The 25,749-nt window shown below is 44.6% G+C and carries 25 protein-coding genes; 12 read left to right on the top strand and 13 right to left on the bottom strand.

The genetic code is table 11. The annotated features are described in order from the left end of the window. Window positions 1-80: 80 nt before the first annotated feature. A complete protein-coding gene (locus PLE34_RS03295) occupies window positions 81-1,220 on the top strand; it encodes a TlpA family protein disulfide reductase (RefSeq protein WP_324554192.1) in 1,140 nt (379 codons plus the stop codon). Window positions 1,221-1,371: 151 nt separating this feature from the next. Here PLE34_RS03295 and PLE34_RS03290 read toward each other — a convergent pair whose 3' ends face one another. From PLE34_RS03290 to PLE34_RS03280, 3 genes are read right to left on the bottom strand one after another with little or no spacing between them, the layout of a single operon-like run. After that, on the bottom strand, window positions 1,372-2,244 hold the full coding sequence (locus PLE34_RS03290; protein WP_324554190.1) for a TraB/GumN family protein: 873 nt from the start codon (window positions 2,242-2,244) through the stop codon (window positions 1,372-1,374). Between the two features lie 32 nt (window positions 2,245-2,276). Beyond that, window positions 2,277-2,900 (bottom strand): hypothetical protein, encoded by a 624-nt coding sequence (locus tag PLE34_RS03285; protein WP_324554188.1) that lies wholly within the window; start codon window positions 2,898-2,900, stop codon window positions 2,277-2,279. 34 nt (window positions 2,901-2,934) lie between these two features. Further along, entirely contained in the window at window positions 2,935-3,438 is a 504-nt protein-coding gene (locus PLE34_RS03280; RefSeq protein ID WP_324554186.1) for an RNA polymerase sigma factor, read from the bottom strand. 138 nt (window positions 3,439-3,576) lie between these two features. Here PLE34_RS03280 and PLE34_RS03275 point away from each other — a divergent pair, with 138 nt between their 5' ends. Further along, a complete protein-coding gene (locus PLE34_RS03275) occupies window positions 3,577-3,942 on the top strand; it encodes a hypothetical protein (RefSeq protein ID WP_324554184.1) in 366 nt (121 codons plus the stop codon). Window positions 3,943-4,028: 86 nt separating this feature from the next. On the opposite strand, the gene PLE34_RS03270 is transcribed toward PLE34_RS03275, so the two are convergent. Next, window positions 4,029-4,277: a hypothetical protein gene (locus PLE34_RS03270; RefSeq protein WP_324554182.1), complete on the bottom strand. Its 249-nt coding sequence runs from the start codon at window positions 4,275-4,277 to the stop codon at window positions 4,029-4,031. Between the two features lie 290 nt (window positions 4,278-4,567). On the opposite strand from PLE34_RS03270, the gene PLE34_RS03265 reads away from it, so the two are divergent. Then, window positions 4,568-5,662 carry a glycosyltransferase family protein gene (locus PLE34_RS03265; RefSeq protein WP_324554180.1) on the top strand — a complete coding sequence of 365 codons (1,095 nt, stop codon included), beginning with the start codon at window positions 4,568-4,570 and terminating at the stop codon, window positions 5,660-5,662. A gap of 55 nt (window positions 5,663-5,717) precedes the next feature. On the opposite strand, the gene PLE34_RS03260 is transcribed toward PLE34_RS03265, so the two are convergent. From PLE34_RS03260 to dnaN, 4 genes are all read right to left on the bottom strand, one after another. Beyond that, window positions 5,718-6,044 (bottom strand): DMT family transporter, encoded by a 327-nt coding sequence (locus PLE34_RS03260; protein WP_324554178.1) that lies wholly within the window; start codon window positions 6,042-6,044, stop codon window positions 5,718-5,720. Between the two features lie 261 nt (window positions 6,045-6,305). Next, complete coding sequence (kdsB, locus tag PLE34_RS03255) at window positions 6,306-7,022, bottom strand: 3-deoxy-manno-octulosonate cytidylyltransferase (RefSeq protein ID WP_324554177.1); 717 nt, start codon at window positions 7,020-7,022, stop codon at window positions 6,306-6,308. Between the two features lie 31 nt (window positions 7,023-7,053). Beyond that, window positions 7,054-7,872, bottom strand: coding sequence for a sterol desaturase family protein (locus PLE34_RS03250; RefSeq protein ID WP_324554175.1), 819 nt, complete (start codon window positions 7,870-7,872; stop codon window positions 7,054-7,056). Between the two features lie 71 nt (window positions 7,873-7,943). Then, window positions 7,944-9,059 carry a DNA polymerase III subunit beta gene (dnaN, locus tag PLE34_RS03245; RefSeq protein ID WP_324554173.1) on the bottom strand — a complete coding sequence of 372 codons (1,116 nt, stop codon included), beginning with the start codon at window positions 9,057-9,059 and terminating at the stop codon, window positions 7,944-7,946. A gap of 130 nt (window positions 9,060-9,189) precedes the next feature. On the opposite strand from dnaN, the gene PLE34_RS03240 reads away from it, so the two are divergent. Then, complete coding sequence (locus PLE34_RS03240; protein ID WP_324554171.1) at window positions 9,190-9,663, top strand: regulatory protein RecX; 474 nt, start codon at window positions 9,190-9,192, stop codon at window positions 9,661-9,663. A gap of 253 nt (window positions 9,664-9,916) precedes the next feature. Continuing rightward, window positions 9,917-11,188 (top strand): serine--tRNA ligase, encoded by a 1,272-nt coding sequence (serS, locus tag PLE34_RS03235; RefSeq protein ID WP_324554168.1) that lies wholly within the window; start codon window positions 9,917-9,919, stop codon window positions 11,186-11,188. 150 nt (window positions 11,189-11,338) lie between these two features. On the opposite strand, the gene PLE34_RS03230 is transcribed toward serS, so the two are convergent. Continuing rightward, on the bottom strand, window positions 11,339-12,349 hold the full coding sequence (locus PLE34_RS03230) for a PorP/SprF family type IX secretion system membrane protein (RefSeq protein ID WP_324554166.1): 1,011 nt from the start codon (window positions 12,347-12,349) through the stop codon (window positions 11,339-11,341). Window positions 12,350-12,386: 37 nt separating this feature from the next. Beyond that, window positions 12,387-13,037, bottom strand: a complete 651-nt coding sequence (gene upp / locus PLE34_RS03225; protein ID WP_324554165.1) for a uracil phosphoribosyltransferase — start codon at window positions 13,035-13,037, stop codon at window positions 12,387-12,389. Between the two features lie 93 nt (window positions 13,038-13,130). Between upp and PLE34_RS03220 the strand changes: the two genes are divergently transcribed. The 3 genes from PLE34_RS03220 to PLE34_RS03210 all read left to right on the top strand — a co-directional run bounded on the left by PLE34_RS03220 (window position 13,131) and on the right by PLE34_RS03210 (window position 16,888). Beyond that, on the top strand, window positions 13,131-14,234 hold the full coding sequence (locus tag PLE34_RS03220) for an anhydro-N-acetylmuramic acid kinase (protein WP_324554163.1): 1,104 nt from the start codon (window positions 13,131-13,133) through the stop codon (window positions 14,232-14,234). A gap of 132 nt (window positions 14,235-14,366) precedes the next feature. Beyond that, a complete protein-coding gene (locus PLE34_RS03215; RefSeq protein ID WP_324554161.1) occupies window positions 14,367-15,605 on the top strand; it encodes an ROK family protein in 1,239 nt (412 codons plus the stop codon). A 50-nt stretch (window positions 15,606-15,655) separates the two neighbouring features. After that, window positions 15,656-16,888, top strand: a complete 1,233-nt coding sequence (locus PLE34_RS03210; protein WP_324554159.1) for a DNA polymerase III subunit — start codon at window positions 15,656-15,658, stop codon at window positions 16,886-16,888. A 9-nt stretch (window positions 16,889-16,897) separates the two neighbouring features. On the opposite strand, the gene PLE34_RS03205 is transcribed toward PLE34_RS03210, so the two are convergent. The 3 genes from PLE34_RS03205 to PLE34_RS03195 all read right to left on the bottom strand — a co-directional run bounded on the left by PLE34_RS03205 (window position 16,898) and on the right by PLE34_RS03195 (window position 20,802). Beyond that, window positions 16,898-17,386, bottom strand: coding sequence for a nuclear transport factor 2 family protein (locus PLE34_RS03205; RefSeq protein ID WP_324554157.1), 489 nt, complete (start codon window positions 17,384-17,386; stop codon window positions 16,898-16,900). An 87-nt stretch (window positions 17,387-17,473) separates the two neighbouring features. Next, window positions 17,474-18,655 (bottom strand): aspartate aminotransferase family protein, encoded by a 1,182-nt coding sequence (locus PLE34_RS03200; protein WP_324554155.1) that lies wholly within the window; start codon window positions 18,653-18,655, stop codon window positions 17,474-17,476. 431 nt (window positions 18,656-19,086) lie between these two features. Continuing rightward, complete coding sequence (locus PLE34_RS03195; protein WP_324554153.1) at window positions 19,087-20,802, bottom strand: lamin tail domain-containing protein; 1,716 nt, start codon at window positions 20,800-20,802, stop codon at window positions 19,087-19,089. A gap of 58 nt (window positions 20,803-20,860) precedes the next feature. On the opposite strand from PLE34_RS03195, the gene eat reads away from it, so the two are divergent. The 4 genes from eat to PLE34_RS03175 all read left to right on the top strand — a co-directional run bounded on the left by eat (window position 20,861) and on the right by PLE34_RS03175 (window position 25,629). Further along, window positions 20,861-22,219: an ethanolamine permease gene (gene eat, locus PLE34_RS03190; RefSeq protein ID WP_324554151.1), complete on the top strand. Its 1,359-nt coding sequence runs from the start codon at window positions 20,861-20,863 to the stop codon at window positions 22,217-22,219. Then, window positions 22,194-23,564, top strand: a complete 1,371-nt coding sequence (locus PLE34_RS03185) for a glutamine synthetase family protein (protein ID WP_324554149.1) — start codon at window positions 22,194-22,196, stop codon at window positions 23,562-23,564. The genes eat and PLE34_RS03185 overlap by 26 nt, the downstream gene beginning before the upstream one ends. Before the next feature lie 206 nt (window positions 23,565-23,770). Next, window positions 23,771-24,919: an iron-containing alcohol dehydrogenase gene (locus tag PLE34_RS03180; protein ID WP_324554148.1), complete on the top strand. Its 1,149-nt coding sequence runs from the start codon at window positions 23,771-23,773 to the stop codon at window positions 24,917-24,919. Then, window positions 24,919-25,629 carry a gamma-glutamyl-gamma-aminobutyrate hydrolase family protein gene (locus tag PLE34_RS03175; RefSeq protein WP_324554146.1) on the top strand — a complete coding sequence of 237 codons (711 nt, stop codon included), beginning with the start codon at window positions 24,919-24,921 and terminating at the stop codon, window positions 25,627-25,629. Before PLE34_RS03180 ends, PLE34_RS03175 begins: the two co-directional genes overlap by 1 nt. The last annotated feature ends 120 nt before the right edge of the window (window positions 25,630-25,749 follow it).

The following is a 25,749-nucleotide window of genomic DNA, read 5'->3' as shown; positions in this document are numbered from 1 at the left end:
TTCCGGGGCGGTTGCATACAGGCAGCCGCCTTTTTTATACTGGGTAATGTTGAATATCTTGCAGGCTGAAATGATTTTATATGAAACGCATAGTCACGGTATTTAATGTATTGATCATTACTGTGCTTCTTTTTACCGCCTGTAAAGAAAAACGGGAGCTCACGCAGGTAAGCATCACCCTGCAAAACAACCCCGAAACACAGGTAGTATCCCTGATCGGAAAAGCTTACGGAACATCGGCTGTAGTACTGGATACCGCCACTATTGAAGCGGGGAACAGCAGTTGCCGGTTTGAAACGCTTATGGACGCGCAAGGTATTTATAGTGTGCGGTTTGAAAAGGATGGCCGGTATATTTTATTCAGCAATGATGAGCCTGTGATTCATATTGCTGCGAACTGGAATGATTTTTCAGGCTATACTACTTCTTCCCCAGCCTCTTCATCACTCAAAAATTTGCTTGTTACTTTTAATGGTTATCTGACGGCTATTGACACGCTGAAAAGCAATAGTATACAAAGTGAAACAGACAGTTTAAAAAACATATGGAGCAGCGCTGCGCAGCAAAAAACAGCGGAGGCGCAGGAATATCTGGTACGTTATACCGACACGGCAAACAGTTCCGCGACCGCTTTATATGCGCTTGGTATTTTACAGCAAAAGAATATGGATCCCGCGATAATGCAACCGCTTGTTACCAGGCTGGCGGGCCGCTTTAGCAACAATAAAGAAGTAAAAAGAATAAGCGATGCCTATACCGCGTTGCTTACCCGGCAGATGGCTATGCCGGCTGTTGGAAAAACTGCACCGGCATTTAGTTTACCCGATACCACAGGACAAACGGTTACGCTGGAATCTTTCAGGGGAAAATATACGTTGGTAGATTTTTGGGCGAGCTGGTGCGGACCATGCCGGAAAGAAAACCCATCCATCGTAGCGGCCTTTAATGCCTACAAAGACAAAAACTTTACGATCCTTGGTGTGTCTTTAGATAAGGATAAAGCAGCGTGGTTAAACGCTATCCATAAAGACGGATTAACCTGGCAGCATGTAAGCGATTTAAAGGAATGGGAAAGTATGGTAGTGCCATTGTATGGTATTGAAGGCATTCCCTATAATTTGCTGTTAGATCCGGGGGGAAAGATTATTGCCATGAATTTAAGAGGAGATGCGCTGGAAAAAGAACTTGCAGCAGTATTAGGTAATGCAGGACAGGATTAGGTTTGAGAGATGGTACAGGTTGCAGGTTGCAGGGGAAAATCCGTTTCAATATTGGGTTTATCGTTGCATTTCGTTTCGGATTTCGAACTTTAGTATTCGGATTCAGCATTTGAATTTTATTTGGTTTTTGTCATTTGGTTTTTGGTGCTTTCTATCTCTCCTCTTTTATTCCTTTAACCGTATATCCTTTTTCCCGCAGCAGGTTAATAATGCCCTTCGGACCGCCAAGATGTCCTGCGCCTACGGCAAAAAATATTTTTCCGCTTTGCATGGCGTTTTCCATAACGGGTATCCATCTGCGGTTACGGTTATATAAAAGCACTTCTTCCGAGCCGGCAATATCGGGTGAAGACATAATCTGCCGGTATATCATATCAAGATTCTCCTGCTTATAGGCGTCAATCATTTTGACAAACTCTTTTTTCTGCTCATCAAATCCATTAACATACCGCATTACCATTTGCACCTGCACGCTGTCGGGCATATCGTCAAATATTTTCATTTGATCTTCAATGGTTTCCAGCCCCAGCACTTCTTTATTTTGTTCTTTTGCCATGTTAACAAAGGTCATCTCGTACGATTGGGGTTCAGCACAGGGAAGGCTTTTAAGGGTAAGAATGCTGAACAATACAAAAGGTTTCATGGTATTCAGCAGGGTGAGCGGCATACCAATGGTATCACGAAAAAAAATATTCAGCTTATTATAATCGCTGTCGCTGAACATGTCACTCAGCTTTTTGCCCTGCAGCAGGGAAAGCTGCATCATTTTCATATTCATGGCCGGATCATCCATATCTACTTCAAGAAAAACCTTTTGTGCGGATTTAAATTTTTCCTGAAGCTGTTTGCCCGTTACAAAATCTTCAGTACAGATCATGTGTACAGTGCCATACAAATAAGACGGGCTGCTGATACCATTCCCGGAAATTTCCCATAGCAGCGCATTATCTGTTTGTGCAGTAACAGCGGGAGCACAAAAATGCTGTACAAAAAAAGCGGTAAATAAAACAGGAAGTTTGCGCATGTTAATACATTTCTTATTAATCCTCATTCACATCATTCTTCCATTTCCAGTAACAGGTTTTTTAGCTTTTGAATATGCCTGCCGTATAAACGACCTGCGTACCACCGGTTAAAAAAATAAAAGATAATGGTAAAAATAACGGTAATCAGCAGATATAGCAAAGCAAATGCCGAAGGTTCTTTTCCGGCGTATGCCGAAGCAAAAATAATGATGTGCTTATAATGTAAAAGCAAATAAAAGAGAAGCATAACAACCGGGGCCATTGCGGTGCCGGCAATAAGGTAAAGCCGCACATATTTTTCCAGTGTTGCCAGTTGTAAGCTGAGGTTGTATTTTACCTGGCATGCAGGACATTGCATGGCTTTGAGCAATTTATTCTTCTTATAAAAATAGCTTATAAAAAGAATAGCCAGCAGTATATAAGCCCAGCTTACTTCCTGTAGCCGGCCGCCAAATGACACAAAATAAAACACAGCTATAGCGGTAACACATACAAGCACAATAAGCAATTCATAAAAAAGATTGCGTCTTATTTTTGAAACAAGGCTTTGAGACGGGGTGCCGGGTAAAAGCAGCAACTGTTGCTTTTCCTCAACAGGCATAGCATCAACTTCACCTGCTTTTTTCCACGCCTCTTTTAAATATTCTAATTCCATTATTCCTATTATTTGAACACTATAGTAAAGAAAGCTATTGCATCTGCCCGGTATGCCTGCGCAGCTTTTCTTTAATTCGGTTTATTTTAACCCGCAGGTTTGCCTGGCCAATGCCCAGTACTTCTTCCATTTCCTGGTAATTGTTTTCTTCGAGGTATAGCATTAATATGGCTTTTTCAATATCGGACAAATGGGTCACAGCTTCTTGCAAGAGTGCCAGCCGTTCTTTCTGTTCCAGTATGTTGTGTTCCTGCAGTTCCATAGATTCCGCCGGTAATTCACTCGTTGTGATGATTCTTCGCTGTTGTTTGCGAAAATCGGAGATGGCGGTATTTAGTGCGATCCGGTACATCCACGTGCTGATCTTTGACTCATTCCTGAATTTGGGGAAAGCCTTCCAGAGCTGTACTATAATTTCCTGGAAAAGATCCTGCCTGTCCTGGGCCGAATGACAATACAGGTGGCATACTTTGTGTATGATGCCTGCATTTTCCTGTATTAATTCCAGGAACCGTTCCTGTATTTGATCTGTAGCCAAGCTGTTATTATACCTGCAAATATATTAGTCGGAACAACAGGAAAATTGTTACAGCGGCAGAAAGCCGGCCTATTATAAAATACCGCAGCCTGTAAGCAAAACAGCATAACGATTCCATACAGTATCTTTACAGAGCAAATGAAAGCTATACTATACTTTGGAGTAACTGTTTCTTTAATGCTGTGCTTGTGCTGTAATCATAGCCTGGCGCAAATACAATACAACGGTAATATATCAGCATATGCAGTTCCGGCTCAGCATAAGACTTATACATTAAATTATAGCTGGTTTCAGCAACAGCAGGCGGCATATGCCGATAGTACACAAATGATGCGCAGTATGCTGCGGTTAAAAAAAATTGATGCTGCACCGCCTGCGGCTTATTACAGTTCCTGCCTGGGCTTTTTTTGTAAAAAAGAATGGCAGCTTGAAAAGGCTGTAAAAATTCCGGTCCGGTTAAGATTGGGGTCACTTGATTATTGTGATCAACTGGAAGGGAAATAACGGGTGCATGTACACGAAGTGAATGAACGACCCTGAATTAACGTACACGTACGGGTTCGTTTGTAATATGACGAACAACAAAGAGGTCAGTTCTTATTGCAAAGAAAAATGAAGGGTTTTAATTCACTCTGGTACATCATCTCTGCCAAAAACTTCTCATCCTGCAATATCCTGTACTTATTCATATCAATAACTTCATTTGCCCCGCAAAAAGTATCTGCAGACTCTATATGAAAAAGTATCTCATTTAATTGCTCTACTTCCTGTTCTATGGCCTGGTTGGTCATAGCTTCATCTTTCAGTAATACAAGTAAATCACGATTGGATGTTTTCATACTTATAGGATTTCAATTATGGATAGTGTATTCGCGCTGTTAATAACCTACCATTCCCTTCTTACTGGGACAACCACAACCCTTTTGCCCGCCTTTAAAAACACCACACCCGGCCGTCATAACTGCTATCAGCAGAAACAACACTAAAAAAATCTTATAGCTTCTTTTCCTCATTATTTTCTGAATTGCTGCGTGGTGTAAATTTAAACTAAATTATCTTTAAATTATTGTTATAGCCATAACGCTTTTAAAAGGATTAACAATAATACCTGTTTAATTTGAATTCCGGCATGCATCCCCCAAAAATATTAGTGGCGCCATTGAACTGGGGCCTGGGGCATGCTACCCGCTGTATTCCTGTTATAAATGAATTGATTAGCCGGAACTGCATAGTATGGATCGCCGCGGGCGGAAACAGTTTGCAACTGCTTCGTAAGGAGTTCCCCTTACTGCCTTTTTTGCGTTTAGACGGGTATAATATTATTTACCATAACACAAAATCCGGTTTCAGATGGACGATGGTCAAACAAATTCCTGCAATAATAGCTTCTGTAAAGCGGGAACACCGCTGGCTGAAAAAAGCAATGGATGAGTATCATTTTGATGTTATCATAAGCGATAACCGGTACGGACTTTATTCCGGGAAAGCATTTTCTGTTTTCATCACCCACCAGTTGGGTATTAAAACAGGAATGGGAAAACTGGCGGATAAGCTCATACAGAAAATCAATTACAGGCAGATCAGGAAATTCGATGAATGCTGGGTGCCTGATTTTAAAGGAACGGAGAACCTTGCCGGAGACTTGTCGCATCCGGCGGTATTGCCTCCGCATACAAGCTATACAGGCGCCTTGTCGCGGTTTGAAAAAAAGGAGGAAAACAAAGTATATGATCTGCTGATCATACTGTCGGGCCCCGAGCCACGGCGTACGATATGGGAACAGGTGCTGCTGAATGAACTCAAAACATACAAGGGAAAAGCATTGGTAGTACGCGGACTCCCGGATTGTAATGACGTTATGGAAGTGGATGGAAGTACAGCAATAGTGAATTTTTTTTCATCGGGTGAGCTGGGTGCTGCCATACAACAATCGGAATGGGTGATCTGCCGCAGTGGCTATACTTCCGTTATGGACCTGGTGCAACTGGAACATAAAGCCATATTGATTCCTACCCCGGGTCAGCCCGAACAGGAGTATCTTGCACAATGGCTTCACCAGAATAAAATTTTTTATACTTGTGCAGAAAACGCATTCTCCCTGCAGCAAAGCCTCCGGGAAGCCGAAAACTTTCCTTTTAATTTTTCTGTGTTCAGGCCTTTTCTTTCGGGGTATAAAAAGCAGATCGGGAATTTAATACAGCAGCTTGCGATGCCCCGGCATTAACTGCCGTTTAAAATCGGCGACCACCTGCCGCTTTTATGCCGTGTGGTGGCAATACCTAATGCGAAACAGCTTTTAGCCCTATAATAGAACCTATAAGTGTAGTAATGAAAAAAATACGCCAAAAATCGGCGGGGTCTTTAAATACAAGAATGCCCATCAAAGCGGTGCCTACAGCTCCAATGCCCGTCCATACCGCATAAGCGGTACCGATAGGTAAGGTTTGCGTAGCTTTTACCAGTAAATACATGCTGATAGACAGGCATACAAAAAAACCGGCGTACCACATATTAGCTGCACTGCCGGTTGATTCCTTTGCCTTGCCCAGGCATGAGGCAAAGCCAATTTCAAACAATCCCGCGATAATTAACAGTACCCAGTTCATAATTTAATCTGAATTTTGGATGTTCGGAAATGGAGATCAATTTGTTATTCTTTATGTTTTTGGGTATTTAACACATAAAAATATAGTACACAAAGAAAACCCATAGCGTACTGCCTGATACCTGTGTGAAATCTATATCCCTCTGTTTTTATGTGGTTCAATAACTTCCAAAACTCACGTTATTTTATCAAAAGTATGACATCCCCTTGTGCCGGCGATGGCATAACCGGGCAGTATCATTTGTTTGTGTATAAAGTGAGATCATAAAAACTCCACGGCTCTTTTCAGGTCTTCGGGCGTATCAATACCAACGCCTTTGTAGTCTACAATGGTCATGCGCAACGGTATATCGTGTTCCAGAAAGCGCAGGCATTCTATTTTTTCGGCATCTTCCAGCGGTGTTACGGGCCATTTTGTAAATTTCAGCAATGCCTGCTTCGTAAAAGCGTATATGCCTATATGTTCATAGTGAACAACAGGTATAGATTCATTGCGTGGATAGGGAATAGGATTTCTGCTGAACAGCAGGGAATTCATATTAAGGCTGGTAACTACTTTTACTATATTGGGATTTTCAATCAGCTCTTTTTCTTTAAGCGGCCGCATCATGGAACCCACTTCCACCGTATCATCGTTAAATAATTCAATAAGCTGCTGCAAAGGCTTACGCTTAACAAATGGCGTATCGCCCTGCACATTCACAATAATATCAATATCCATTTGTGCAGCGGCTTCCGCAATCCGGTCGCTTCCGCATTCGTGCTCTTTAGTGCTCATCAGCGCGCTGCCGCCGTGCGCTGTTATTTCATCATAAATAATATCGCTGTCGGTTACTACCCAAACTTCGTCAAACAAGCCGGTGGCAACCGTGTTGTCATGCGTGTGCCTTATTACACTTTTATCGCCCAGCATTTTCATCAGCTTTCCCGGGAAACGGGAAGCGGCATAGCGGGCAGGAATCATGGCAACGATCTTCATAGTAATATTTTTTTCAAAGATAGGACGATCATTAATAATCCGTCTTTATCGTTTTGTCAAAAGGAATCCTGAACTGGTAGCCGAGATCTTCGTCATCCCTGCCCTCCAGCACATCCAGCCCATATGTAAGATTCCGCGGATCCTCGTAGGCAAATGTGCCAAACATCCTGTCCCATAAAGAAAAGATATTCGCAAAATTAGTGTCGGTAAAAGGCCGCTCAAAATGATGATGGACCTTATGCATATTGGGTGAAATGAATACCCAACTCAATGGTTTATCGAGCCATAGCGGCACCCGTATATTAGCGTGGGTAAAATGGGTGAAGAAACCTGATACGCTGCGGTACAGGAAATAATAGGCAACAGGAACGCCCAGCACCAGTACGCCAACAACTGTAAAAGCTTCGCGAAACAGCCACTCACCGGGGTGATGGCGGGTGCCGGTGGTTACATCAACCTTGGTGTCGCTGTGGTGAACCATGTGAAACTTCCACATCCATTTTATTTTATGCATGAGGTAGTGCGGGGCGTACTGTCCGAAAAAGTCGAGGAAGAAAAGCGTGGCAATTATTTTTATCCATACCGGCAGGTCAAATACATACAGCAAACCAAACTGGTGCGCTGTTACCCAACTGCATACTTTAATGGTAGTGTACCCAAAAATAATATTAAGCACCAGCGTACAGGCTAAAAAAACAAGGTTAACGCCGGCATGCCGGTATCTTTTAAATGAAAAACGGAACAAGGGATAATAACCTTCGATCAGCCAGAAGACAATCATTCCCCCCATCAATATCAGCACCCGGTGAGCGCTGGGTATATGCTCCCAGTATTGAAGAAAATCATTCATACAGATTGGCGTCAATATAATTATCAAAACTCCTTACCGTAATGAAGGGCATACACCATACAATTAATATGCTACTGGTTCAGCATCAGGGGCATGGCCAGCATCAGCAGTTCCTCGTTCTCTTCTTTATCTACCGGCGTTATAATCCCGGCTTTTGAAGGTGTGGATAACTGCATTACTACTTCAGTGCTATCGGTAGCATTAAGCAGCTCAATTAAGAATTTAGCATTAAAAGCAATCTGCATATCCTCCCCTTCATAACGGCAGTTCATCCTTTCATTACCTTCAAAGCTGAAGTCAATATCCTGTGCTGCTAACTGCAATTCGGCTCCGGTAATACTAAGCGCAACCTGGTTGGTGCTTTTGTTACTGAATACGTTCACCCTGCGGAGAGCGTTTTGAAAATCGGCGCGGCTTACTGTCATTTTATACGGATTTTCTGCGGGGATCACCACTTTATAATCCGGGAAGCGGGCATCAATGAGACGGCAAACCAGCTCAGTGGTGCCGTGATCAATAAAAAGATGATTGCTGTTATAAGATACTTTTAGCTCATCCTCATTATCCGGAAGCGCACTTTTTAAAAGATTCAATGGTTTTTTAGGAACGATAAGACTATCTTTCTGGGGGCAGTTCACATCCGTTTTGCGGTAGCGTACCAGCCGGTGGGCGTCTGTGGCAACAAACGTAATTCCTTTTGGATCCAATTCAAAAAACACGCCTGTCATTGCCGGGCGAAGATCGTCATTGCTTACGGCGAAAAGCGTTTTATTAATTCCGGTTACCAGGGTAGAAGCGCTCATGGTAAACATATTGGTATCTTTGGCTGCCGGTTCCTTGGGAAAATTATCAGGGTTTTCGCCCATTACCTTATACTTGCCATTGTCGCTGGTAATTTCCACTCCAAAGTTCTTGTCAATGGTAAAAGTAAGCGGTTGGTCTGGAAGGTTTTTCAGTGAATCTATGAGGATCTTTGCGGGTATGCATATGCGCCCGTTGTCGCGGGCTTCAATTTCAAGATGGATTTTCATTACTGTTTCCAGATCGGTAGCCACTACAGTGAGCCTGTTCTTGTCTATTTCAAATAAAAAATCTTCCAGTATAGGTAAAACCGTGTTGGCGCTGATAACGCCGCTGATCTGCTGTAACTGCTTTAACAATGCGGATGAGGAAACAATAAACTTCATAAATCGGTTAAATTAGGATTATGGCAAATATAGAATTAAGGCAATAAAACTACCCTTATTTTTTTAAACAATATCAACTACTAATCCACTAACTTCCCGCTTCGGCCGGCAGGCTGCTATGTTTAGTTATATGATATTACGCGGTAAGGTTACCCAGGAACAGGCGCTCCTCAAAATAAAGCACTATTGCGCTTACCAGGAGCGAAGCCATAAGGAGGTTATGGGCAAGCTATACGACCTGGGTTTATTCAAAAAAGAAGCGGAACTGCTGGTTGCGCAATTAATAGAAGAAGGATACCTGAATGAAGAACGTTTTGCCATACAGTTTGCAGGCGGCAGGTTCAGAATTAAGCAATGGGGCAAAAAGAAAATAGAGCAGGCGCTCAAAGAAAAGCAGGTAAGCAGCTATTGCATCAAAAAGGCCCTGGCACAAATTGATGAAGAACCTTACCGGCAAACACTGCAAAAATTAGCTACCGTTAAATGGACGCAATTGAAAGGGGAAAAGAATATTTTTATAAAAAAACGAAAATTGCAGGATTACCTGCTGCAAAAAGGTTACGAATATGAGCTGGTGAAAGCGGAGGTGAGCGGTAAGGAGTGAGAGCCTTTGGGATGGATGCAGGTTTCAGATTGCAGGTCTCAGGTTTGAGCGATCAGATCATTAGCTATCGGTGACAGTAACGACAGGCTGATCTTCGGATTTGAAATTTATTTGGTTCTTGTCATTTGGTTCCTGGCGCTTTTACTTCGGATTTCGGATTTGAATCTTCGGATTTTTGCATATTACCGGTTCTTGTCTTTTGAATACTTGGTTCTTTTGCGTCAACAATTACCTTTGCCTGAAATTGCTGAACATGTTACAAATAAATATAATCAGGCAGGATGTGGCCCGTGTAAAAGAAAAGCTGGCGATTAAAAATTTTCCCGGTATTGAGCTGGTTGATAAGATTATTGTATTGGATGATGACAGGAAGGCGCTTCAGCTTGAATTGGAAACGCTTCAGTCGAAAGTAAACAGCCATTCCAAAACTATAGGACAGCTTATTGCCAAAGGGCAGAAAGAAGAAGCGGAGAACGCAAAAAAATCAGTGGCTGATTATAAATTGCAGATCGGTGAGCTGAATGTAAAGCTGGCGGAAACGGAAAAGCTGTTGCTGCATGAACTGGTAAAGCTCCCCAACCTGCCCTCTGATAAGGTGCCTGCCGGCAAAACACCGGAAGATAATGTATTAGTGCGGGAAGGCGGCTCGAAGCCTCATTTACCGGAGCAGGCGCTTCCCCATTGGGATCTGATAAAAAAGTACGACATCATTGATTTTGAAACCGGGGCCAAAATTACCGGTAGTGGTTTCCCTTTGTATAAAGGGCAGGGTGCCAGGCTGCAGAGAGCCCTGGTACAATATTTTTTGGATTATAATACCGCCGCAGGCTATACCGAATATCTTCCGCCTTTTATGGTAAATGAAGCCTCAGCGTATGGTACCGGCCAGTTGCCGGATAAGGAAGGGCAGATGTATTATATGCCTGCCGACAATTTTTACATGATCCCTACCTCAGAAGTGCCGCTTACCAATATTTACCGGGATGAAATTATAAAGGAAGAGAACCTGCCCGTGAAAATGACGGCCTATTCACCCTGCTTCAGAAGGGAAGCGGGGAGCTTTGGAAAAGATGTGCGCGGGCTAAACCGGGTGCACCAGTTTGAAAAAGTGGAGATTGTACAGCTTGCGCATCCCGGCAAAAGCTATGATGCGCTGGAAGAAATGGTAACACATGTAGAAAAGCTGCTGGGTAGCCTCGAACTTCCCTACCGCATTTTGAAACTATGTGGTGGCGACATGAGCTTTACTTCGGCCCTTACCTACGATTTTGAAGTATACAGCGCCGCCCAGGAACGCTGGTTAGAAGTGAGCTCTGTGAGTAATTTTGAAGCCTTCCAGGCTAACAGGGCAAAGATCCGGTTCAAAGATCAAAATGGCAAAAACCAGTTGCTGCATACTTTAAACGGCAGCGCGCTGGCCCTCCCCCGCATTGTGGCCTGCCTGCTTGAGAATAATCAACAGGAAAATTATATTGCACTGCCCGGTGTACTGCATAGCTATTTTGGCTCCGGAAAAATTGGGTAGTAGCTCAATATACCCCGGGGATCATCGTGGGTGTATAGGTACACATAAGTTTCTTCTTATTATTTCTATTGTGTTCCTATGTTTCTACTGTGCCTGTGTGTGTAAGGATAACAAACACAGAAAACTCAAGTTAAAATAGCCTGGACTTTTCTAAAACTTGGGGCAACCCAGCTTTTTCCTGCCGGGATCAGAAGGCTTCCTTATAAAAATGAGTGAAATTTCATTTCCACCCCTGCTGTTGGAAGCAGTGCTCAGGGAAGAATTATTGATATCATAGCTGTATCCTAACCTGAACCCCGAAAATTCAATACCTACATAAGGAATAAAAGCATCGCCAAAACGATACCACAACCCGGTGTATAAATTGGCTTCTAAGTCTTCATCATCACTCAGGTTAAAGGCGATAGCGCCGCCCAGCACGGTTTCTGTGGCGCCCGCCTGGCGCTGGTGTATAAAGCTGCCATGAAAGGTGGTGATGCGGCCAATGGGAACATACCCTCCGCCGTGGATAGTAAGCCTTTGATTAAGGATATAATTACCCCCTTTAAAAGATTCTTTCGGCCGGTTGATATGATAAGATGATACACCTGCATAAAAATTATTATAGCCGTTGGTGCTGCCGCTGTACAGCAAACCCGCATTCACATCAAAGTAATTTACGGCAACATTGCTGTTGTTATTGAATACTTCGCTGGTAACACCGGTAAAGCCCAAAGAAGTAAGCTGGTCTTCGAAGGTTGCTTTAGTAATATCAAGCCGCTTATTGGCATAAGTTCCCTGGAAGCCAACGGTTAGGGTATGGTATCCATTTTCATCCAATGCTTTATGATAAGCTGTAGATACGGAAATAAAATTATTATTGAGTATTTTATTACCACTCTGGTCATTCAGGCCCATGATGCCTACACCCCAGGTATCAAATTCGGGAATACGGTTTTGCAGCATCGCAAAATCAACCGAAGCGGTAGCTGTAGTAAAAGCGTTATTAATAGTGGGCCATTGATTGCGGTAATTGCCGGCTACCCTGAAAGTGCCGTCAAACTTACCTGTATAGGCCGGGTTTAATGTAAGCGGCGATGAAAAGAATTGTGAAAAATGCGGGTCCTGCGCATAAGCATTCATACACACAAAAAGCAGCAGTGGTACGAGGACTTTTTTCATCCTGATTAAATTGTTTGTCAAGTTACGAATATTTCGGTTAAGATTGTGTCTTTGAGCCAAATGAAAGGTCGCCTGCATCACCCAACCCCGGCACAATATATCCTTTGGCTGTTAGCTCATCATCTATAGCGCCGCACCATATTTTCACCTCAGGATCTTCCCTGCGAACATATTCAATACCTACCGTACAGGCAATTGCCGAAACAATATGAATTTCCTTTGGCTGCCCTACCGCTTTTAAAAACTGCAGCGTTTTAACTAAAGATGCACCCGTTGCCAGCATAGGATCTGAAATGATCAGTACACGGTTTTCCAGATCCGGGCAGGAAACATATTCAATGCTGATCTCAAAAGATCCGTCCCTGTGATGCTTCCGGTAAGCAGATACGAACGCGTTATCGGCTTTGTCAAAAAAATTCAGCACCCCCTGGTGAAAAGGTAATCCTGCACGCAAAATTGTAGCCAGCACGGGTTGCTCCTTCATTACCTTACATACCGATATGCCCAGGGGAGTAGGGATTTCCTTTTCCTCCCATGCTAATGTTTTGCTTATTTCGTAAGCCATTACTTCGCCTATCCGTTCTAAGTTCTTTCGGAAACGCATCCTGTCTGTTTGTATTTCCGTATGCCTTAACTCGCTTACCCAGGTACTCATTAACGAATATGCTGCACTAAGGTTTATAACCATAAAACATTGTTTGGGTTACCAATAGTTCCGTGTAAATCAATAGTTTTATGCAACAAATCTAAACGCAGTAATTTGTAATCTAAAATTTCTTTAATGATTTACCGGGCTATTGGCCTTATGAGCGGCAGTTCGTTAGACGGGCTGGATATCGCTTACGTCCATTTTCATGAAAACGCAGGTACATGGAGTTTTGATATAGAATATGCAGATTGTTATCCGTATCCGGAGGAATGGATCAACAAATTACAATCTGCCATACAACTTAATGCGCTGGATTATCAGCTGTTGCATGCCGAATATGGCCATTTTCTGGGAGAGCAGGTAAATACATTTATTAACATACATCAATTGCACTACCAGGTGCAGTTCATTGCCTCTCATGGACATACAACCTTTCATGTGCCTGGTAAAAAAATGACCGCCCAGTTAGGAGATGGCGCAGCTATAGCCGCCGAAACCGGCACACCGGTTATCAGCGATCTGAGGGCATTGGATGTGGCGCTGGGAGGGCAGGGTGCTCCTATTGTGCCTGTAGGGGATAAGCTGCTGTTTAGCGAATATGACTATTGCCTGAATATCGGGGGCATTGCTAATCTTTCTGCCCATAGCGGCGATACGTATGTGTCGTTTGATATTTGCCCAGCCAACCGTGTTTTAAACCTCCTTGCAGCCAAGGCGGGTAAAGCATACGATGAAGGCGGGCAGATGGCAGCCTCCGGTAAAGTGAACACAACATTACTCGATGCATTAAACAGTTTCCCTTTTTACCAGGCACAGTACCCCAAATCCCTGTCTAACGATTTTGGAAATAATGAGGTATATCCGCTGATATTAAAGGAAGAGCCGCACCTGGGAAATGCGTTGTGTACTTACTCGGAGCATATAGCCTTGCAGGTTAAAGCGGCGGTAGAGCAAATTAAAAGAAACATAAACCCCGGAACCGAACCTGCAAAAATGCTGGTTACAGGTGGCGGCGCATTTAATACTTTTTTAATACAAAGCATACAGGACCAGGTAAAGCAGCACAATGTTGAACTGCTGATTCCTGACGAAAAAACGGTTAAATACAAAGAAGCGCTGGTAATGGCTTTAATAGGCGTTCTTCGCTGGCGGGAGGAAAATAATGTATTGTCATCGGTAACCGGCGCCCTTCGCAGTAGTATTGGCGGCGCCATTTGGATGGGGCAGGAAGCATAGTCGGGAATAGCATTTAGCGTTCAATAAGGGATAACAAGGAAGCGCTGGTTTGCCACCCATTGATTTTTATTTTTCTAAAAAACTTGTGTTAACTTACCTTTTATTGTAAAAACGAGGTATTCATTCATCTGTATGGCAGGTAAAAGTCAATCTTATAAAAGAAAAATCACCAGGCAACTTTACTTTTCCAACCTGCTTTCCTGTGCTGAGCTGAGCCATAAAATAGATAAAAGCCTTTCCCTTACTACCAAAATACTGAATGAGCTTATTGCAGAAGGCATAGTTGTGGAAACAGGCTATGCGCCTTCCAGTGGCGGCAGGCGCCCGTTAATGTATTCGCTCAGGGCAGATGTGCTGTATATCGTGTCTGTAGCTATGGATCAGTTTTTTACACGCATTGCTATCATGGATATGCAAAATAAGCATGTTTGTGCTGTGGAAAAATTTGAGCTCCGGCTGGCAGATAATCCAGCGGCATTAGCAGTGCTTACTAATAAAATTGAATCCGTAATTAAGCAGTCGGGTATTAGCAAAACCAAGATCGCAGGCATTGGCATAGGCATGCCCGGCTTTGTAGATTCGCAAAAGGGGATTAATTATACCTTTTTACCTGCTACAGGTGAAAGTATTACCGATTATATAGCAGGAAGCACCGGGCTTCACACCTATATTGAAAACGACTCGGGTATTGTGGGTTTGGCAGAATTAAGGTTTGGCGCTGTGCGCAACAGGAAGAATGCGATGGTTATTAATATTGGTTGGGGTGTGGGGCTGGGCATGATATTGGAAGGCGCTCTTTTTAGGGGCGATAACGGATTTGCGGGAGAGTTTAGTCATATACCCCTTTTTAACAATGGCAAATTGTGCAGTTGCGGTAAAAGCGGTTGCCTCGAAACAGAAACATCGCTGTTTGTGATCGTAGAGAAAGCGAAAGAGGGGATGCAGGCGGGAAGAGTAAGCGCGCTGAAGCGCCTGCTTTCCGGAAAAGAAGAGGACCTGGAAAAAGATGCCGAGGCCATTATTCATTCGGCGGGAAAAGGCGATCGTTTTGCCATAGAGCTGCTCTCGGAAGCAGGGTATAATATAGGAAGGGGCATCGCTATATTAATTCACCTGCTTAATCCCGGTATTGTGGTGCTGAGTGGCAGGGGGGCACTGGCAGGCAAAATTTGGCAGGCGCCTATACAGCAGGCGCTCAACGAACACTGCATCCCCCGGCTTGCCATTAATACGGAAATTGCTATTTCTACCTTAGGCTACGAGGCCGAGCTGATTGGCTGTGCGGCACTTGTAATGGAGAAATTAGGCGAGCCGGTAAAAAAGAGCTTCAAAAAGGAAAAGATACCTAAAGCCGCCCGTTTACTCAGGTAAATAACTTTCCTTCAGATTTACTTTCACGGGAATGCGTATTTTAGCAGCCTATGTTATTTAAGGATGTTATAGGGCAACAGGATGTAAAACAGCAGCTTTTACAGTTAGTACAACAAAACCGCTTGAGTCATGCTTTATTATTTTTAGGAAAAGAAGGCTCCGGCGCATTACCGCTGGCTTTGGCCTTTGCCAGTTACGTAAGTCTTTTTTCTTATGCAAATACCGGAGATCCTGCCGGCGATTCCCTGTCCCTGTTTGGTGAAGCTGACGCCGGGTCAGCCGATGCGCTGCCTGTAAATGAAAGTTGGCAGCAGGCTGATGCCTGGATGCAGGAACAGCCTGCATGGTCGAAAGCGGGGGGGCTCATCCACCCGGATATTCATTTTTCCTATCCCGTTGTTCCCAGGAAAAGTGGCGACAAGCCTTTGAGTTCGGATTATATTACGGAGTGGAGAGAATTTATTAAGCAATATCCGTATGGTAACGGGTACGACTGGTTGCAATTTATAGGAGCCGAAAACAAGCAGGGTAATATTACGGCATACGAATGCAACGATATTATCCGCAAGCTGAGCCTCAAAAGTTTTGAAAGCCGGTATAAAATTTTGCTGATGTGGCTGCCCGAATACCTGGGCAATGCCGGGAATAAATTACTTAAGCTAATAGAAGAGCCACCCCAGGATACCCTGTTTCTGCTGGTAGCGGAAAATGAAAGTCTTATTTTGCCTACCATTCTTTCCCGTACGCAATTAGTTAAGGTTCCGGCATTAGATATGAAAGATATAGAAGCCGCCTTAACCGGAAGAGGTAAGATTGCGCCGGAACAGGCAAGGCAGATTGCATTGGTAAGTGAAGGTAATTATCATGAAGCGCTGCAATTGCTGCAGCATTCGGGCGATGACTGGCAGGGTATATTACGGGACTGGCTGAACGCTATTTTAAAAACCGGCCCTATCGCACAGGTAAAATGGATTGAAGAAATAAGCCGGCAGGGCCGGGAAAAGCAAAAACAATTTTTGCGCTATTTCAATCATTTATTACAACAATCCATCCGCCTGCAGGTAATGCCGGAAATAAGTGCCCAGTTACCGGATGCAGAAAGAGATTTCGCATTGCGGTTAAATAAGATCGCTTCCCTGCATCAGCACCAGGCTATCATAGCAGAATTAGATAAAGCGGCGTATTATATTGAAAGAAATGCCAATGCTAAAATTCTTTTCCATGCGCTCACCATTAAGCTATACCATATCATCGCTAAAAGTGAGGTGGTGGAAATGAAGTAATATTTTTGTTTACGTTTCCGGATCAGGATAATGCGTTGATATGAACCGGATCAGGTTTTTCCGGGCAGTTTTTTGTACGGCTCTTTTCATAAAGCCCGTCCAGCCAAACAATACACCTTTCCATCCAAAAGCCTGCGCCAGCCAGGTGCTGAGCCTGAAAGCGTCGCTGTGCTCAATGATCTTTCCGTCTTTTAAACGCATAAAGGCTTTAATATTGTTTGTTACCTTACGTCCTGTTTTGGAAAAGGTATAGGTGGCTTTCCATTTGCAGGTAGCATACCCTTCATCGAGCAATTCAATATCGGAAAAGCTGAGCGAAAAATCTTTTGCATTCGTACAAAGCATTTCCCACATTACTTTTACATCGTCACCTTTTAAGAGACCAAATACCGGGTCGCTGAAAATGATATCATCGCTGTAGCAGGCATTCATTCCGCCAGCGTTCAAACGCTGAAAAGAAGTGTAAAACTTTTCAATAACCGCTCTGTTATCGTTCATAATTCATTTGTTCCTGAAAATGTGAATGTATTACATTTATTTTCAAAACCCAACAAGCTATCCGCTGTAAGACAGGAGCGGTAGCGCCTATACTTTGTTAATAGCGGCTATAATAGTTTCGCAGGCTTTAATGATTGCTTCATTGCTGATATTAAGCGGGGGAGCGATACGCATACATTGCGGGGCAAATAAAAACCAGTCGGTAAGAACGCCGTTTTCAATGCACCGGTCAATAACGGCCTTGTTTATTTCGAAGCTTTCAAATTCAACAGCAATCAGTAAGCCCGCTGAACGCACAGCTTTAATGTGAGGATGCTTCAGTAAGGAAAGGAAAAGATTTTCTTTAATCCTTATCGTTGTTATCATCTTTTCTTCCTGCAAAGCCTTCATGGCGGCCAGTCCGGCAGCACAGCTAACCGGGTGCCCGCCGAATGTAGTAATATGCCCGAGAACGGGGTTGCTTGTAAGGCTCCACATCAGTTGCTTATCTGCAACAAAGGCGCCCAAAGGCATTCCGCCGCCCAGCGCTTTGCCCAGCAAAACAATATCAGGTATTATTTCCCACTGTTCAAAGCCCCACAGGCTACCCGTTCTGCCAAAGCCGGTTTGAATTTCGTCCAATACCAGCAGGCAGCCGGTGTTCGTACATTTTTCGCGCAACGCCTGCATCCACGCTTTGGAAGGAGCAATAACGCCGCGTTCCGCCTGCGCGGTTTCGGCAATAACACAGGCTGTTGCTGTGGTAATATGCTCAAGGTCATCAAATGAATTATAGTTGAGATGCAAAATGCCGGGCAATAAAGGCCGGTAGGCGTTGCGCCAGTATTCATCTCCAATGATACTTAACGCACCCTGCGTTGATCCGTGGTACGATTGATTAAAGGCGATGATCTGTGTTCTGTTGGTATAGCGCTTGGCCAGCTTCATAGCGCCTTCCGTGGCTTCGGCGCCCGAGTTGGTAAAATACACCGAGTTCAATGAAGCGGGCAGATGTTGTGTAAGATAATGTGCATAGGCCACCTGTGGCGTTTCAACAAGTTCGCCATATACAAGCAGGTGCAGGTATTGATCCACCTGCTTTTTTATTGCTTCCGTAACGGCCGGGTGCCGGTGACCAATATTGCATACGCTGATACCGGCAATCAGGTCTGTGAATGCCTTGCCATTTACATCCCACAGGGTGTATCCTTCCGCTTTTACAATTTCAAGCGCCAGTGGCGCATCCGAAGTTTGTGCTACATGCTGTAAAAAAAGTTGCCGTTGGTTCACTGTTAAGATTTATACGATTACGGATAATAAATAACAGGATGCGGGATAAAGGGAAGGCTGAATTTTTAAGCGCCGGTAATAGTAGCATAAAGTCGCTTAGTGACCTTCCTTTTCTCTTTCCTCATGTCCCTCGCTATTTTACACGCAAATGTCGGCATTATGGTCATATAAATGACGGATCAGTGATGAAGGAGGAAGCGGAAATGATGTGTCACTGGCAGCCCGTCCACCGTGGCAGGGAAGAATCCATCTGTATTTTATTTGAGATTGAAATTTGAATTTTATTTGGTTCTTGTTTTTTGATTTTTTTGGTGCTTTGCATTCCTCCGGATTTCGTCCCGCATGTGCGGGATTCCGGCTTCAGATTTAATTTTATCAATAGCCCGGTTGTGAAGCCCATCGCCGCAAAGCATGCCTCGTGTTTTGCAGTCTTATTGTCTCAGCCTCGCCAATGTTACCGCCTGCTTAAATTTTTTTGTTCTTCCATTTAGGCTATACACTTCCGTTAGTATAATATAAATACCCATGCTTGTTTGTTGATTTTTTTCATCCAGCCCGTCCCACCTGAAATAGCCTTCGGTTCCGCAAATGCCATTACGTACTAAGTAACGGATGGTTCTGCCGCGGGCGTCAAACACGGTAATATTGCATACATAGCCCGGCTCGGGAAAGCGGTAAGTAATGGTAAGAAAATCATCATGCCCGTCATTATCGGGCGAAAAAATGCCGGGACTAATATTGATTTCCCCCTGCAACTGTTCATTGGCTTTGAACTGCGAATTTTGATAAGTGGGCGTTCCATATCCTGCGTCGGCGGCAGCGGAATGCCAGTTGTTTTTATCCTGCGTTGGCAGGTTATAATCTATTCTTTCCAGCGATACGCCTTTGTAGTCAGCAATAAGTTCAAAATGCCATTTTTCATCATACCGCAGCTCATCTATTACTTCACCCAAGGTATTCAATAATACTACGGTGCCGGAGGCATTTGGGTAAGACGGCATAGTTGTTATTTCTATAAGAGCGCCTGGCGTTTTCACCAGGAATTGCTCTTTAACCGCCACGACGTTATCCGTAATAACTATAAAGTCGCCGGGGAAAATCAAAAGGTCTTCACTGCCAAGCTGCTTCATGCTATTTATATTACCCGCACTGTTCCTGTTGGCCATATACAATGTTTTGGCGCTGATGATGTGGTTGCTGCGGTTATACAATTCCACATAGTCTGACCCGTTTGCAGGAGGATTAAAAAGGATTTCATTAATTACTATATCCCCCGTTTCAGGCATCTCATCCCTGCCTGCTTTTACAGCAGAAGGATTGATAATATTGCCGCTGCAATCGGATACATTTTTCACCTGCAGGGTGTATATTTTATTTTTTGCAAGCGGCTTATCCGGTTTTAGTTGCACGGTGTTAAAGAAAGGCGGCTGTGGCGCTGCCTGTTCAATGATCACGCCATCGCTGCATATATAGTTTGCTTTTACTGCGGCCTGCAGGCTGTCTAATGATTCATCAAATACCAGCAGTACGTGCAGGCTGTCTGTTGCATAGGCGCGCAGCAACTGCGGTGCTGTTTCATCTTTATTATTCCCTGCTATGGAATTAGCCGCTCCGGGTGTTCCGCCCCTGGCATCTGCGCTGGCTTTCCAGTTGCTGCTACCGCTGCAGGGATTTTTTGTATCCATCATTTCTAACGACCACCCGCCGGCACTTTTTACGTCGTTCTCATACCAGGTACGGTTGTATTGTACAGCATGTATTACAATATCCTCATCCGACAAAAGCCAGACCATATCGCTGTTAACCCGTAAGGCGGGAAAACGGCTAACTCCAATAGTGGAGCCGAAAGCTGAAAGCGCCTGCGCACCACTTGTTGGGCAAATGATCACAAAATTATCCGGGAGCAATATAAAATGCTCTTTAATTACAGCAGTATTGCCGCCATCGCTGATCTTCCATTCATAAAGATCATATGCATTTGGGGAAGCGTTATAAAGTTCAATGTACTTGCTATCCGGCAATACGGGAGATGATACAGGAGGGTTGGCCATAATTTCGTGCAGGAGCACAGCGTACCGGGCGGGCTGCTGTGCATGTATACGCAAAAAGCAGCACAGCGTTAGCAGGTAGAGCAGGGTGTTTTTCATAGTTCCAATGTAATAAAATTCCGGCATATTTTATTACCTTCAGCGCATAAGTTCAGCTATGGCTTCTTCTTCGCAGCAACCCTCAACCGGCGCTCATTTACCCCGTACCTTAGGCCCGCTAATGCTTTGGGGACTGGGCGTAGGATATGTTATTTCGGGTATGTATTTTGGTTGGAACCTGGGTCTTGCGGCGGGAGGCACGTACGGGTTAGCGCTGGCTACCTTACTTATCATTGTTCTTTATATTACGTTTACTTTTTCCTATACCGAGCTGGCATGCGCCATTCCAAAGGCGGGCGGTGTATTTGATTATGCCACCCGCGCGCTGGGGAAAGATGCGGGTTTTATAGCGGGTATGGCGCAGATCATCGAATTTGTATTTGCGCCTCCGGCCATCGCCGCGGCCATAGGTGCTTATTTTCATATTTTCTTTCCACAGGTGCCCGTTACCGTTATTGCCATAACCGCCTATGTTATTTTTACGGGGCTTAATATTTACGGCGTAAAAGCCGCTGCCACTTTCGAGCTGGTGATTACCATCCTGGCCGTGGTGGAGCTGCTGATCTTCGCCGGCGCCACCCTTCCTCATTTTGAGCTTAAAAATATTCAGCATAATGCCTTTCCCTTTGGGTGGAAGGGGGTTTGGGCAGCTATTCCCTTTGCCATCTGGTTTTTTCTGGCCATTGAAGGCGTGGCTAATGTGGCGGAGGAAGCCATCAATCCGCAACGGAATGTATTACTGGGCTTTGGATCGGCCCTCCTTACCCTCATTGTATTATGCATATTAACCTTTTTGTCTTCCGTAGGTGTGGCCGGCTGGGAGGCAATCGTATATCCTTCTCCCGGAGCGCCCCCTTCCGATTCGCCTCTTCCGCTGGCCCTGGAAAAAATAACCGGCAGCAGCGGATGGCTGTATCACCTGCTTATAACCATAGGGCTAATGGGATTGGTGGCTTCCTTTCATGGTATTATACTTGCCGCAGGCCGTGCTACATTTGAATTTGGGAGAGTAAAATATATTCCGCAGGCATTTGGCAGCATTCATTCTAAGTTTAAAACCCCTGCCAACGCATTACTTATTAATATGGTTATCGGGATCATTGCCCTGCTTACGGGCAAAACCGGGCAAATTATTACCGTCGCCTGCTTTGGCGCCATTACCCTGTATGTTTTTTCTATGATAACCATTTTAGTGCTCCGTAAAAGAGAGCCGGGCCTGAATCGGCCGTTCAGGGTACCTTTTTATCCATATTTTCCTGTTATTGCTTTAATAATTGCCATAATTTCGCTGATCGCTATGACCACCCTGAACATTGCTGTTGCCCTGGTTTACTTTGGTATTCTTCTTATCAGCTATATTTGGTTTCATTTTTTTGTAAAACAATCCATGCATGGCGCAGAAATTAACAGTAACTGAACTTCTTCAGCAACTTTCCGGTCAAAACATTCAAAAAGTAAAATTAGCTGTAACCGACCTTGATGGGGTGTTGCGTGGTAAGGTTATCAGCTTCGATAAGTTCAGGTCTATTGCGGGTAGCGGCTTTGGTTTTTGCGATGTGGTATTCGGCTGGGATGCAGGCGACGTAGCCTATGACAACGCTACGGTTACCGGATGGCATACGGGTTACCCGGACGCTACTGCGGTGGTAGACATTCAAACCTACAGGCGTATACCGTGGGAGAACGACCTGCCTTTTTTCCTGGCCGATTTTGATGACGGCAAAGGAAACTGCTCAACGGTTTGCCCGAGGAGCTTATTGAAAAAAATTGACCGGCAGGCAAATGATGAAGGCTTTATTGCTTTTTGCTCGCAGGAATTTGAATGGTTTAACCTGCTCGATAACTCCACCGAATTATATACCGGGAAGTTCCGCGACCTCAAACCCATGACCAATGGCATGTTTGGCTATTCGGTGTTGCGGGCTTCACAGAAAAGCGCTTTTTTCCACGACCTGTTCGATTTGCTGAATAAGTTTGATATCCCGATCGAGGGGCTTCATACAGAAACCGGTCCGGGTGTATACGAAGCCGCCATTATGTATTCCGGTATACTGGAAGCGGCAGACAGGGCCGTATTGTTTAAAAGCGGTGTAAAGGAAATTGGCTTCAGGCACGGGGTGCTTCCCACTTTCATGGCCAAGTTCAGCGAAAACTTACCCGGTTGCAGCGGTCATGTGCACCAGAGCCTGTGGTCGTCCGATGCCAAACGTAATCTTTTCTACGACAAAAAAAGCAAAACCGGTATCAGTGCTTTAATGGAGAGCTATATAGCGGGGCAGTTGCATTGTTTGCCTTATATACTTCCCATGTATGCGCCTACGGTTAACAGTTATAAGCGCCTGGTGGAAGGCGCCTGGGCCCCTACTACCGTTACCTGGGCCATAGACAACCGTACAACAGCTTTGCGGGCCCTGCCAACCGGCGAAAAATCAACAAGGCTGGAAACAAGGGTAGTGGGGTCCGATTCCAATCCTTATCTGGCTATGGCGGCATGCCTGGCTTCGGGGTTGTACGGCATCCGCAAAAAAATGAAGCTGCAAATACCTGCTACTACCGGTAATGGCTATGCGGATACCAAACACGGCGTATTGCCCGCGAACTTATGGGAGGCTACACAGGCTATGAAACAATCGCCTGTGGCCAAAGAATTATTCGGAGAGCAGTTTGTGGCCCATTTTGCAGGAACACGCGAATGGGAATGGCGGCAGTTTTCCAAAGTGGTTACGGATTGGGAATTGAAGCGGTATTTGGAGATCATTTAAGGAAGAAGGGACCGGGTGTAAGGAGTAGGGCTTAAGGCAAGTGGATGCAGGTTTCAGGTTGCAAGTTTCAGGGTAATTCGTTGCGCCGTGGTGAGTAACTATTTAAGAAAGTTCTTTGTGTAATTCCGTGTATTAGTACGTTGTGCCTGCCGGTTTTATCCGGTGCACAATCTCAAATTTTAAATCTCAAATTTCAAATTGGATATATGTCATTCGAAAAAATCCATCAGTTTAATTTTCCTACCACCATTCGTTTTGGGGCTAATGCAGTAAAAGAATTACCTGCTTATTTGCAGGCTAACGGGCTTAAAGCGCCTTTAATTGTTACCGACCCCAATGTTTCGCAGTTGCCGTTCTTTAAAAGTATAGTAGAAGATATACGCAAACACAACATTTCGGTGGAAGTGTTTTCGGATATCCATAAAAATCCTGTTAAATCGGATGTATACAAAGGCGTGGAAGTTTGGGACAACACGGGCAGAGACAGCATTATAGGCATTGGCGGTGGTGCGGGTCTCGATGTGGCCAGGGCTATCGTTTTACGTGTTCATCACCGCGAAGATCTTTTTAAATATGATGATTTGATTGGCGGCGATGTGTATGTTACCAATGACGTGCCGCATTTTATAACGGTGCCAACCACTTCCGGCACCGGAAGTGAGGTAGGCCGAAGCGCCATTATTGCCGATGATGAAACCCACCAGAAAAAGATATTGTTCTCTCCCAAGCTGATGGCCAAAATTGTTTTTGCCGACCCGGTATTAACGATGGATATTCCTTCGCCCATTACCGCCGCTACCGGCATGGATGCTTTAACCCATAATATGGAAGCCTTCCTTGCAAAAAATTACCATCCCCTGTGCGACGGCATAGCGCTGGAAGGCATGAAGCTGATCCATGAATCGCTGGAAAGGGCTACCAATAAACCCGACCTGGAATCGAGAAGTAAAATGCTGCTGGGCTCCATGATGGGCGCCATTGCTTTTCAGAAAGGACTGGGCGTGGTGCATTCTCTTGCGCATCCGCTTTCCTCGTTGCTCGATACGCATCACGGGTTGGCCAACGCGGTAAATATTCCCTACGGGATGGAATTTAATATTGCGGGCTTTGAAAGCAAGTTTCAACGTATAGCCCGCACGCTTGAGCTGCAAAAAGAAACGGGTGATGCCGTGGTGCAGTATTTATTTGATTTGAATACTAAAATAAAAATTCCGCACCACCTGCGTGATATTGGTGTAAAAGAAGAACATATAGAAACCCTGGCCGACCTGGCATTTGCGGACTTTGCCCATCCCAACAATCCCAGGCCCGTATCAAGGGAAGATTTCAAACAATTGTATTTAAAAGCATTATAATGGCAGAACCGAAAATAGTTATAGGGGTTACAGATTGCAGTAAGTATGCCAACTACAGCAGCTGGATACTGGCGCATGGCGGTAATGTGGAGGTGCAGCAACTAAGTGCTGATAGCAATCATCTCACGGAAATAAAAGCATGCGATGGTATTGTGCTTACCGGCGGTGAGGACGTACACCCACGGTTTTACAATCGCCCCGATTTATATGAGTATTGTTATAAAGATGATGTGAGCGAAAAGAGGGATGAGTTTGAGCTGAGCATACTGGAACATACCGAAGCCAATGCTGTTCCGGTGCTGGGTATTTGCAGGGGATTGCAGATCGCCAATGTTTTTTTCGGTGGCACGCTTATCCCCGATATTCCACGGTGGGGGAAATTCAATCATTCCAAATTACCTGGTGATAAAGACCGTTACCATGCTATACAGGTAGATCCCGACTCCTGGCTGCATCAGATTGCCGGGCAAAAGGAAGGTATAATAAACAGTAACCACCACCAGAGTGCAGATGGCATTGGCAGCGGGTTAATTGTATCGGCTTTGTCGCCCGATGGCATCGTGGAGGCGCTGGAAAGAAAAAACCCGGATGGTGCTTCTTTCTTATGCCTGGTACAATGGCATCCCGAAAGAATGAACGACCAGAAAAGCAACTTTGTAAAAAATATCAGAGAGGCGTTTGTTGAAGCAGTGATAAGTGGCAGGCGGTAAGTGGTGAGAGCTTTACAGGTTGCAGGTTTTCCGAACCCGCGCAACTTGTACCTTGTAACCTGTACCTTGAAACCTGCAACCTGCAACAGCTTATACCCTACGCCTTACACCCTCCACCTT

The sequence above is a fragment of the Agriterribacter sp. genome, assembly GCF_035445465.1.
Taxonomy (GTDB): domain Bacteria; phylum Bacteroidota; class Bacteroidia; order Chitinophagales; family Chitinophagaceae; genus Agriterribacter.
The sequence above is the reverse complement of the archived record's forward strand: the minus strand, read 5'-3'. Positions and strand labels throughout refer to the sequence as shown.